Source organism: Promicromonospora xylanilytica, from assembly GCF_054782895.1.
Window position 1 is genome coordinate 218,179 of sequence record NZ_BAAGRP010000004.1, and the last position, 10,967, is coordinate 229,145.

Sequence of the window (10,967 nt, forward strand, 5' to 3'; positions counted from 1 at the left end):
CGGAGCCGACCATGGTCCAGAGGGAGGACCGTGGTCGGGAAGGACCGGGCAACTAGGCCGGGACTATGTTGACCAGCTTCGGGGCACGGACGATCACCTTGCGCACGCCGCGGCCGTCCAGGAACTTGACGACGTTCGGCTCGCTGAGCGCCGCCGCCTCCAGGTCCTCCGCGGAGATGTCCGGGGCGACCTCGAACCGGGCACGCACCTTGCCCTGCACCTGGACGACACAGGTCACGGTGTCCTCGACCAGGTACTGCTCGTCGGCCACCGGGAACGGGGCGTGCGCCAGCGACTCCTCGTGCCCGAGCCGGGACCACAGCTCCTCCGCGATGTGCGGCGCGATGGGCGCCGTCATCAGGACCAGTGGCTCGACGGCCGCGCGCGGCACGGACGACAGCCCCGTGAGGTGGTTGTTCAGCGTGATGAGCTTGGCGATGGCCGTGTTGGGCCGCATGTTCTCCATCTCGACGCCCACGTCGGCGATGGCGCGGTGCACGACCCGCAGGGTGGCGGTGTCGGGTTCGTCCTCCGTCACCGTGAGCTCACCCGTCTCCTCGGAGACGACGTTGCGCCACAGCCGCTGCAGGAACCGCTGCGAGCCGACGACGTCGCGCGTGTTCCACGGACGTGACTGGTCGAGCGGGCCCATCGACATCTCGTAGACGCGGAACGTGTCGGCGCCGTACGCCTCGTACATCTCGTCCGGCGAGACGACGTTCTTCAGCGACTTTCCGATCTTGCCGTACTCGCGGTTCACGGGCTCGCCGCGCCAGGTGAATCCGGTCTGCTCGTCACCCTCGACCTCGGCCGCCGGGACGTACACGCCGCGGGCGTCGGTGAACGCGTACGCCTGGATGTACCCCTGGTTGAAGAGCTTGCCGAACGGCTCGAGACTCGTCACGAAGCCCAGGTCGAACAGGACCTTGTGCCAGAACCGCGCGTACAGCAGGTGGAGCACCGCGTGCTCGACGCCGCCGACGTACAGGTCGACGCCGCCCGCCGGCCCGGAGGTCGGGTTGTGCCGCGGCCCCAGCCAGTACTTCTCGAGCTCCGGATCGACGGCGTGCGCCGTGTCGGTCGGGTCGAGGTAGCGCAGGTAGTACCAGCACGAGCCGGCCCAGTTGGGCATGGTGTTGGTGTCGCGGCGGTAGGTCTTCGCACCGTCGCCGAAGTCGAGCTCGACGTTGACCCAGTCCTCGTTCCGCCCGAGCGGCGCCTCCGGCTCCGAGGCCGCGTCGTCGGGCTCGAAGGTGCGCGGCGAGAAGTCGGGCACCTCGGGCAGCTCGACGGGCAGCATCGAGTCGGGCAGCGCCATCGGACGGTCCTGCTCGTCCCACACCACGGGGAACGGCTCGCCCCAGTAGCGCTGACGGGAGAACAGCCAGTCGTTCAGGCGGTAGGTGGTCGTGCCCTCACCGATGCCCTTGGCCTCGAGCCACTCGATGATGCGCGCCTTGGCCTCGGTCACGCCGAGCCCGTCCAGCGAGATCTCGTCGTTCGAGGACCGGACCGCGACGCCGTCGTCGGTGTAGGCGCCGACGTGCCCCTCGGGCAGGCCGCCCTCGGGCTCCACCGTGTGGATCACCGGCAGGTCGTACGCCTCGGCGAACGCGAAGTCACGCTCGTCGCCGCCCGGCACGGCCATGATCGCGCCGGTGCCGTAGCCCATGAGCACGTAGTCGGCGGTGAACACCGGCACGGACGTGCCCGTGACCGGGTTCACGGCCAGGTGCCCCGTGAACACGCCGGTCTTCTTGCCCGCGTCGGCCTGGCGCTCCACGGCCGTCTTCGCGGCGGACTCACGCCGGTACGCGGCGACCGCCTCGCCCGGCGACTCGTAGCCACCGGTCCACGCCGGTCGCGTGCCCTCCGGCCACGCGGACGGCACCTCGTCGAGCAGCGGGTGCTCGGGGGCCACGACCATGAAGGTCGCGCCGAACAGCGTGTCCGGCCGCGTCGTGAACACCTCGAGGCTGGCGCCCGCGCCGGCCGGGTCGTACTCGGCGGTGCCGACGACATCGAACCGCACGGCCGCGCCGGTGGACCGGCCGATCCAGTTGCGCTGCATCGACTTGACCTTCTCCGGCCAGTCGATGAGCTCCAGGTCGTCGGTCAGGCGGTCCGCGTACGCGGTGATGCGCATCTTCCACTGGCGCAGGTTCTTGGTGAAGACAGGGAAGTTGCCACGCTCGGACCGGCCGTCGCTGGTGACCTCCTCGTTCGCCAGCACGGTACCGAGCCCGGGCGCCCAGTTGACCGGCGAGGAGTCCACGTAGGCCAGCCGCTGCGCGTCCACGACGTCACGCTGCTGCCCCTCGCTCAGCGCCGCCCAGACGGCGCCGCCCGCGTTGTCGCCCTCGTGCCCGGGCACGGGACGCGTACCCGACGCCAGCTCGTCGCGCAGCTCGCTGATGCGCCGGGCCCGTCCGCGACCGCCGTCGGGCCGCTGTGCGTCCTCGTCGTACCAGGAGTCGAAGATCTGCAGGAAGATCCACTGGGTCCAGCGCACGTACTCGGGGTCGATCGTGGCGAACGAACGGCGCTGGTCGTGCGCGAGGCCCGCCCGTCGGAGCTGCCGCTTGTACGTGACGATGTTGCGCTCGGTGACCAGGCGGGGGTGCTCACCCGTCTGCACCGCGTACTGCTCGGCAGGCAGGCCGAACGCGTCGAAGCCCATCGTGTGCAGCACGTTGTCGCCGCACATCCGGCGGAACCGGCCGACCACGTCCGTGGCGATGAAGCCCAGCGGGTGCCCCACGTGCAGACCCGCACCCGAGGGGTACGGGAACATGTCCATGATGAAGTACGGATTGCCCTCCGCCGGGCGCCCGCCCGGCCCGGTAAGTCGCCCCTGCGGGTTCGCCGCATGGAAGGTTCCGCGCTCCTCCCAAAGATCCTGCCAGCGCAGCTCGATCTGCTGCGCGAGGGCTGGGGTGTAGCGGAAACGGGGCTCGTCCGAAGACGCGGTGCGCTCGGGTGCGTCGGGCATTGTCACGCGGCCGAGTCTACCGACCGAGCGAGTGCCCGGCTCTCGGTCGTCCACAGGGTGAAGGTTCATCCGACATTCGCCCCCTCCTCCCCCGAAGTTGTCCGCCCGGGTGCTCGAATTGCGCCCATGATGCCCTCGTTGCGAAAGCTCCTCGCCGCCAGCATCGCCGCCACCGTCGTGTGGACGGCCCCGACCGCCGTCTCCGCGCCGTTGCCGACCGACGACTCCGGCTCGTCCGCCACCGCCACCACCAACGACGCCACCACCAACAACGCCACCAGCAGGACCGCCGCCTCCGGCGGCCGCACCGCCGACCACGTCGTCTTCCTGGCGCTCGACGGGTTCGACGTCGAGTACCTCGACCTGGTCCGCTCCGGGGAGGCGCCCATGCCGAACCTGCAGCGCCTCCTGCGTCGTGGCAGCGTCACCACCTCGACCGGCGTGATGACGTCCATCACCAACCCGTCCTGGTCATCGGTGGCGACCGGCGCCTGGCCGGAGACCCACCGCAACACCGCCTACTGGTTCAACACCGAGACCAACACGGCACGCGGTCAGCAGCGCGACCTGGCCGTGCCCACCATCGCGCAGTCCGTCCGTGCGCAGGGTGGCACCGTGTTCTCCGCGCAGTGGTTCATCCTGCAGAACTACGGCGTCACGTACGGCGACCCCGACGGCCTCTACACCCAGCCCGGCGGCGACTGCGCCCGCCGCACCGACGACGCCGTCGCCGTGCTGGGCGGCGAGCCTGTGAGCTCGGGCGGCGAGCTGGTGACCGCGAACGGCGTCCCCGAGCTGATCGCGGTCTACTGCGACACGCTCGACGCCCTGGGCCACGAGGGTGGTGACGTCAACCCGCGCATCCCCGCGGCCCTGACCGAGATCGACCGGCAGATCGGGCGCATCGTCACCGCCACGCAGGACGCGGGCGTGTACGGCCGCACCGCGTTCGTCCTCACCGGCGACCACGGCATGACCACCTTCGACAAGGGCTTCGGGGCCGAGGGGCTGGCCGCGATCGAGGACGCGGGCTTCACGCCGCAGGTCCTGACCAGCGGACAGTCGCCGGCTCCCGGCACGGACGTCGCGATCGTCGTCGGCGGTGTCGCGGACGTGCGGATCATCGGCGAGCGGGCGGGCGACCCGGCCGCCGTCCGCCGGCTGGAGAAGGCGCTGACGGCGCTGCCGCAGGTACGGAACGTCTTCGACAAGGCCGACCAGCGCCGCATGCGCATGAGCCCGAACTACGGCGACCTGCTCGTCGAGCCGAAGCCCGGCTGGTCGTTCGGCACGACGCCGGCAGGTCCGTCCGGGCGGCACGGTGCGACCACCGAGCTGCACGTCCCGCTCGTCCTGGCGGGGGCGGGCGTACGGCCCGGTGCGCACCCCCGCGCGCCGCGCCACATCGACATCGCGCCGACGATCTCGGCGCTGCTGGGCTACGCGCCGCCGTCGGGCAGCGAGGGTCGCGCGCTGCGTGAGTCGCTGCGCCGCTGAGCGGCAGCTCCGGGGGCGCCGCTGAGCGGGGCCCCCGGAGGCGGGGCGACCCGTCACCGCGTCAGAACGACGCGACCAGGTCCCCGCCCACCGCGAGCATGAGCCACGCCACGGCCGCCACGTAGCCGATGATCAGGATGATCGTGCGGTTGCCCACCAGCGCGTCCCGCAGCCCCGCGCCCATGGGCAGGTCGCCGGACTGCGCGCCCCGGACGACCTGGTACCAGAGCAGCGGCCACATGATGGTCCACACGACCATGCAGTAGGGGCACAGGGCGACGATCGTGTAGAAGCTCGTGTACATCAGGAAGAAGATGAGCGCCTGGCCCAGCACGGTGCCGACCAGGAGCGACGTCCAGTACCAGCGCGGGAGTCTCGTTCCGAGCAGCACCATCACGCCGGTGGTGATGACCACGGGGAACGCCGCCACGCCGATGTACGGGTTGGGGAAGCCGAGCAGCGCGCCCTGCCACGAGTCCATGGCGGCGCTGCAGGTGACGAAGAGGTTGACGGTGCACGACGCCGCCCGCTCCGGCTCGACGAACGCCAGGTACTTCTCCCAGGCCAGGGCGAACGCGCCCACGAATCCGATACCGCCGAGCACCACGAGGAGCAGCCCCATGGTCCGGCCGCCGAGGGGTCTCGGCCCCGGTGTCGTGAGGTCGTGGTCAGGGTTCATCGAGCTCTCCGACGACGTCGTGGTCGCTCCGGTCTCAGTCACCCGCCCCACGCTACCGGCGGAGGCTGGGACATTGCTGGGTCCTGGGTCACAAGTTCGTCTCCGCCGGCTGGTGCGCCACCCGCTGTCGCCCGAACGCCAGGATCATGCCGAGCCCCAGCAGGGTGACGCCCACCCCGGCCCACGCGGGCGCCAGGTAGCCCCAGCCGGCGTCGATGACCACACCGCCGAGGAACGCCCCGGCGCCGTTGGCCACGTTGAGCCCGGCGTGGCACAGCGCCGCCCCCAGCGACGACGCACCCGGGGCCAGATCCATCAGCCTGGTCTGGAACGCCAGGCCCAGCACCTGCGAGGTGACCCCGAGCAGGAACAGGGAGACCAGCGCGGGCACCACCGAGGCTCCCGTGAGGGCGAACAGCGCGAGGGACGCCGCGGTCGCCACGAAGCCGATCAGCACCGCGCGCAGCACGCCCCGGTCGGCCAGCCTGCCGCCGATCTGCGTCCCCACCGTCATACCGACGCCGAACAGGGCGAGCACCCACGGCACCGCACCACCCGGCAGGCCCGTCACACCGGTCAGCGTGGGCGCCACGTAGGTGTAGACGGCGAACATGCCGCCGAATCCGATGGCCCCGGCGGCGAACGCGAACCACAGGGGTGCGTTGCGCAGCGTCGCCAGCTCGGTGCGCACGGACCGCCCCGGGCCGCCCGCGGCGGGCGGCACGAGCCGCCACAGCCCCAGCAGCGTGACGAGGCCGAGCGCGCCGATCAGCACGTAGGACGTGCGCCAGCCGAACACCTGCCCCACCCACGTGGACAGCGGCACGCCGACGACGTTCGCGATGGTCAGGCCGGTCATCATCGTCGCGACGGCCCGCCCCCGCTGGGCCGGTCCCGCGACCGCCGCCCCCACGGCGGCGCCGACGCCGAAGAACGCGCCGTGCGGCAGACCGGCGAAGAACCGGCCCACCACGAGCCAGCCGACGTCCGGCGCCACCGCCGACAGCACGTTCGCGAGCGTGTAGAACCCCATCAGCGCCAGCAGCAGGTGCTGACGCGACATCCGCGCCGCGGCGACGGTCAGCAGCGGCGCACCGACGACGACGCCCAGCGCGTACGCCGTGATCGTGTGCCCCACCTGCGGGTCGCTGGCGCCGAGGTCCGCGCCGACGTCGGGCAGCAGGCCCATCGCGGCGAACTCGGTGGTGCCGATGGTGAACCCGCCGACCGCCAGCGCGACGAGCGCTGGTGCCGCCTTGCGCATCGACCCGGTACCGGCCACCTCTTCGGGGGCAGGCTGCGGTGAGCTGGTCGCCATGGGGGTCTCCAGGAGCGTCGTATCGATTCGGGTGAACGTCGGCGACGCCGGCGACGAGCGGAAGGGAACGAGGAGGAGACTACCCCCGCGCCACCCACACACGGGAGGCCGCCAGCAGACCGAGATCGGCCACCCGCTCGGCCGCACCGGGCAGCACGCCGTCGCCGTCCTCCTCCGTGCGGCCCTCCGACCGGTCCTCCGAGCACGTCCAGGACACGGCGACCGTGCCGGCGAACTCGCGCCGCGTCGTGACCTCGACCCGCATGTCCAGGTCCAGGCCGAGCTCCGCGAGGTAGCGCAGCGCATCCGGGTCCGCGTCGGAGATGCGCACGACCGTGCCGGCGTCGCCCGCGTGCATCGACGACAGCGGTACGGCCGAAGGCCGCACGACCGTACCGTCCGCGGCCGGGATCGGGTCACCGTGCGGATCACGCGTCGGGTTGCCCAGGCGCTCGGCCATCCGCTCCACGAAGAGGTCCGAGACCGCGTGCTCCAGCACCTCGGCCTCGTCGTGCACCTCGTCCCAGCCGTAGCCGAGGTGGTCCACCAGGAACGTCTCCAGGAGCCGGTGCCTGCGCACCATCATCAGGGCGAGCCGGCGGCCGTCGTCGGTCAGGCGGATGGCGCCGTACCGCTCATGCTCCAGCAGACCCTGCCCGGACAGCCGCCGCACCGTCTCCGACACCGTGGAGGCGCCCACACCCAGCCGGTCCGCGAGCTGCTTGGTGGTCACCTTCTCGTCCGACCACTCCTGAGCGGACCACACCGCCTTCAGGTAGTCCTGGGCGACGGGCGTCAGCTCGGCCGGGTCGGTTGCGATCTCCACGCCCCGAGCCTAGTCGGCGGGCTGTGTCGACGACGGCGTGCGGCCGGTGCCGGACATCACACCCTCCGTGCCGTCGTCCGGCACCTCGTCGGGCAGCGGCACCGGCGGCGGGATGGCCTGCCGTTCACCCACCGACGCCTCGCCCTCCGGCGTGACCTCGACGAGCTGCCAGTCCACGAACCGGCGCCGCTCCGGGTCGAACCGCAGCACGGTCATCTCCGAGGAGTCGCGCAACGGGCCCACCGACGTGTTGCCCTTGGTCGCACCGCCGGTGCTCGCGTTCACGTACCGCACGCCGTACCCCACCACGTCCGGCCCGATCCGCGTGTGCATGTGCCCGGAGATCTGGAACGGCACGCAGCCCGACTCCAGAGCCGCGTCACCGACCGCCGGCTGATGGATCAGCAGCAGGTCGACCCGGTCCTCCCCCACGAACCCGCCGAGACCCGGGTCACCCGCGGCCTCGCACGCCACGTCCCGCAGGCGCTCGCCGGCCTCCTCGGGGGTCTCCTCGCGCGCGATCACCGTGCCGCCCCCGATCCGCGTCTCCAGCGGGTCCCTGTCGCCGAGGATGCGCACGCCCTCGACCTCGACCACGTCGCCGTCCAGCACGATCTGGCGGTTCGCGAGCTCGGTCGCGGTGGTCAGGCGGGAGTCGTGGTTGCCGTCCGAGACGACGAACGGGACGCCGTCGGGCACCGCCGAGGCGAACGAGTCCACGCAGACCGACTCCACGCTCGTGCCGTTGATCGTGGTGTCACCCGCGTTCAGCATGACGTCCGGTCCCAGCCGGTCCGCGAGATCCCGGATGAGGGGGGTCATCCCCGTATTGCAGTGCAGGTCGGAGACCAGCAGGAAGGTCACGTACTCGGTGCTCTCCGGGCTGTCCGACGCCGTGGGCCCCTCGCCCTGCGCCGCCTCCTGCTCGGCGGCCCGGGCGTCCCACGCCTCGTTCAGCCGGTCCCGGGCACCGGCGTAGAACACCTCGTTGGCCTGGTACGTCTCGACGAGCTGGCCGCTGTAGGTATCGATGACGCCGGCCAGGCGACCGGTGATGCGAGCACCCTCCAGGGCGGTCCCCTCGAACACCGGCGAGGCGGGCAGCGACGCCCGTTCCTCGGGGCCGGAGCTCGCGGTCGCGGTCCCGGCCACCAGCACGGCCACGAGCACGCCGCCCGTGATCTCCCAGGTGCGGGGCACCAGCGCCCTGGCGAGGTCCCGCCGTCGGGCAGCACCCAGCAGCGCCCGCAGACCGAGGGCCGCCGCGACCAGCACGACGGCGGCGGCACCCGTGCCGCGGGCCGCGTCCCAGATCAGTGCCCAGGCCACGGTGCGGACCGTCTGCTGCGGGGTGTCGAAGAACTGGAGGTACCCGTCGAGGTCGCCCGCGAGCGCGTCGAAGCTGGCCGTGTCGACGGCGGAGAGGTCGGCGGGGATCTCGTGCACGGTGATCCGCACGCCGAGGTTGAGCGGCAGCGGCGAGTCCGTCACGACGGTGCCGAGGGGCCCGAGGTCGGCGAGCAGCCTGTCGTTCGCGGTGACCGTGTACGTGGCCTCGTGCGGGCCGAGGCTGAGATCGGCTCTGGCGGTCGTGATCCCGAACGAGAGGCACACGACGGCGGCTGCCACGCCGGCAAGGGTCCAGCGGAGCCAGCGGGGCGGGTTGGTACGACTCATCGGTCCTACCTTTTCATGCGGCACGGCTCGGGTCGTACGGCGCGGCTGGGGTCGTACGGCACGGCTCGGGTCGTGCGGCGCGGCTCGGACGATCCCAGCAGCCCACGCGGCACGATGGCCCGGTGTTCGTGCTCGAGTCGGTCTGGCGCCCGTCCGCTCCGGTGGCACGTGTCTGGCCGGTGCTCGCCGACCCCCGGTTCACCTGGCCGGAGTGGTGGCCGGGTATGACCGCCCTCGCCACCCATCCCGTGGTCGGCCCGGACGGGCTGGCCGCGCCGGGAGCCTGGGCCCGGCTGCGCGTCCGCAGTCCGCTCGGCTACGCGCTGCGGTTCCGGCTAGACCTGGTCGAGGCGCGGGAGCCACGCCATCGTCGGCGGGCCACGCCATCTTCCACGGATGACCCGCCCGAAGCGCGGAAGATGGCGTGGCTCGCGGACGATGGCGTGGCGCGGCTGCGGGTGTCCGGGGATCTGGCCGGGGCCGCGCTGGTCAGGGTGTCGGCGAGGGCCGGGGACTCGGCCGAGGTGCGCCTGCGCTGGGCGGTCGCCCCCGTCCCCGCCTGGTTCCGGGTCGCGGCCCGGATCTCGCCCGGCTCGCTCGCCTGGGCGCACGCCCATGTGATGCGTGCGGGTGAGCGCGGTCTGACGGCGCGTCTGCGCCGCTGAAGCGGCCCCGCCGATCAGCCCGCCTTGCGGGACTTCGACTTCGGCTTCGCCTTGGACGCCGACCCCGACTTGGTTCCCGACCCAGAGCCCGAACGCGACCCGGACCCGGATCCCGAGCCCGACTTCGAGCCCGACTTGGACTTCGACTCCGCGACGCTGCGCTTGAGCGCCTCCATGAGGTCGACCACCTCCGCGCCCTCGCCCTCCTCCTCGGCGGCTTCGCCGAAGGTCGCCGCCGTGTCGACGGCCTCACCCGCCTCGAGCTTCGCCTCGACGAGCTTGCGCAGCTGCACCTGGTACTCGTCCTCGTAGTCCTCGGGCGTGAAGTCGGCCTCGAAGCTGCTGACGAGCTGCGCGGACATCGTGAGCTCCTTGTCGGAGACCTTCGCCGGCTCGTCGAGGGACGGGAAGGCGGCCTCGCGGATCTCGTCGGCCCACAGGAGGGTCTGCAGCACGAGCACCTCGTCCCGCACGCGCAGCGCGGCCAGCCGGGTGCGCTGCCGGAGCGCGAACTTCACCACGGCGGTGCGCTCGGTCTCCTCCAGCGTACGGCGCAGCAGCACGTACGCCTTCGTGGACTTGGAGTCCGGCTCGAGGTAGTAGGTCCGGTCGAACATGATCGGGTCGATCTGCTCGGTCGGCACGAACTCCACCACCGAGATCTCACGGTCCCGTTCGGCCGGGAGATCGGAGAGGTCCTTCTTGGTGAGCACCACGGTGCGCTCGCCGTCGTCGTAGGCGCGGTCGATGTGCTCGTACGGCACCACTTCGCCGTCGATCTCGCACACGCGCTTGTACCGGATCCGTCCACCGTCGGCGTCGTGCACCTGGTGCAGCGGCACGTCATGGTCCTCGGTCGCGCTGTACAGCTTGACCGGAACGTTGACGAGGCCGAAGGTCACGGCACCCTTCCAGATAGCCCTCATCCTTCTATAGTGCGCCCCATGCGCACCACATGCCCAGGTTTCGGTCTGAGCCGATACCTGAGCCCGGCGGAGGGCCGCCGCCGCGCCGGTGTCAGAGACCCGCGCGGTCCAGCTTCGCGCAGAGCTCGGCGTTGGTGGGCTCCACGAGATGTTCGCCGTCCGGGAAGACCAGCACCGGGATGGTCTTTCGGCCGGTCAGGGCCTCGGCCTCGTCGGCTCGGGCCGGCTGGGCGGCAAGGTCCACGTAGACGTAGCTGACGCGCCGCACGTCGAGCACCGCCTTGCTGCGGCGGCAGTCGCGGCACCACTCGGCGCCGTAGACGGTGAGCTGCTCGGGTCGGGCGACCGACGGGGCGTCACCGGCGATCGCCAGGGGCGCTGCGATCC

9 protein-coding genes are annotated in these 10,967 nt (G+C 71.9%); 2 read left to right on the top strand and 7 right to left on the bottom strand.

The genetic code is table 11. From position 1 onward, the window contains the following. Positions 1–52 precede the first annotated feature (52 nt). Positions 53–2,992 carry a leucine--tRNA ligase gene (leuS, locus tag ACYVK7_RS05950; RefSeq protein WP_460886940.1) on the bottom strand — a complete coding sequence of 980 codons (2,940 nt, stop codon included), beginning with the start codon at positions 2,990–2,992 and terminating at the stop codon, positions 53–55. Positions 2,993–3,130: 138 nt separating this feature from the next. On the opposite strand from leuS, the gene ACYVK7_RS05955 reads away from it, so the two are divergent. Continuing rightward, a complete protein-coding gene (locus ACYVK7_RS05955) occupies positions 3,131–4,489 on the top strand; it encodes an alkaline phosphatase family protein (RefSeq protein WP_460886761.1) in 1,359 nt (452 codons plus the stop codon). 61 nt (positions 4,490–4,550) lie between these two features. On the opposite strand, the gene ACYVK7_RS05960 is transcribed toward ACYVK7_RS05955, so the two are convergent. The 4 genes from ACYVK7_RS05960 to ACYVK7_RS05975 all read right to left on the bottom strand — a co-directional run bounded on the left by ACYVK7_RS05960 (position 4,551) and on the right by ACYVK7_RS05975 (position 8,989). Continuing rightward, entirely contained in the window at positions 4,551–5,210 is a 660-nt protein-coding gene (locus ACYVK7_RS05960) for a vitamin K epoxide reductase family protein (protein ID WP_460886762.1), read from the bottom strand. Between the two features lie 46 nt (positions 5,211–5,256). Next, positions 5,257–6,486 (bottom strand): MFS transporter, encoded by a 1,230-nt coding sequence (locus ACYVK7_RS05965; protein ID WP_460886763.1) that lies wholly within the window; start codon positions 6,484–6,486, stop codon positions 5,257–5,259. 79 nt (positions 6,487–6,565) lie between these two features. Further along, complete coding sequence (locus tag ACYVK7_RS05970) at positions 6,566–7,312, bottom strand: metal-dependent transcriptional regulator (protein WP_460886764.1); 747 nt, start codon at positions 7,310–7,312, stop codon at positions 6,566–6,568. A 9-nt stretch (positions 7,313–7,321) separates the two neighbouring features. After that, complete coding sequence (locus tag ACYVK7_RS05975) at positions 7,322–8,989, bottom strand: metallophosphoesterase family protein (RefSeq protein ID WP_460886765.1); 1,668 nt, start codon at positions 8,987–8,989, stop codon at positions 7,322–7,324. A 122-nt stretch (positions 8,990–9,111) separates the two neighbouring features. Between ACYVK7_RS05975 and ACYVK7_RS05980 the strand changes: the two genes are divergently transcribed. Then, entirely contained in the window at positions 9,112–9,654 is a 543-nt protein-coding gene (locus ACYVK7_RS05980; RefSeq protein WP_460886766.1) for an SRPBCC family protein, read from the top strand. Between the two features lie 14 nt (positions 9,655–9,668). On the opposite strand, the gene ku is transcribed toward ACYVK7_RS05980, so the two are convergent. Together ku and ACYVK7_RS05990 are read right to left on the bottom strand one after the other, a co-directional pair. Next, positions 9,669–10,580, bottom strand: a complete 912-nt coding sequence (ku, locus tag ACYVK7_RS05985; protein WP_460886767.1) for a non-homologous end joining protein Ku — start codon at positions 10,578–10,580, stop codon at positions 9,669–9,671. Between the two features lie 91 nt (positions 10,581–10,671). Next, the gene (locus ACYVK7_RS05990) at positions 10,672–10,965 is read right to left on the bottom strand and encodes a glutaredoxin family protein (RefSeq protein ID WP_460886941.1); all 294 of its coding nucleotides are present in this window, start codon (positions 10,963–10,965) and stop codon (positions 10,672–10,674) included. Positions 10,966–10,967 lie beyond the last annotated feature (2 nt).

Excerpts from the sequence above, each read along its gene's own strand:
- leuS (WP_460886940.1), bottom strand. The coding sequence starts at position 2,992 with ATGCCCGACGCACCCGAGCGCACCGCGTCTTCGGACGAGCCCCGTTTC.
- ACYVK7_RS05965 (WP_460886763.1), bottom strand. The coding sequence starts at position 6,486 with ATGGCGACCAGCTCACCGCAGCCTGCCCCCGAAGAGGTGGCCGGTACC.
- ACYVK7_RS05975 (WP_460886765.1), bottom strand. The coding sequence starts at position 8,989 with ATGAGTCGTACCAACCCGCCCCGCTGGCTCCGCTGGACCCTTGCCGGC.
- ku (WP_460886767.1), bottom strand. The coding sequence starts at position 10,580 with ATGAGGGCTATCTGGAAGGGTGCCGTGACCTTCGGCCTCGTCAACGTT.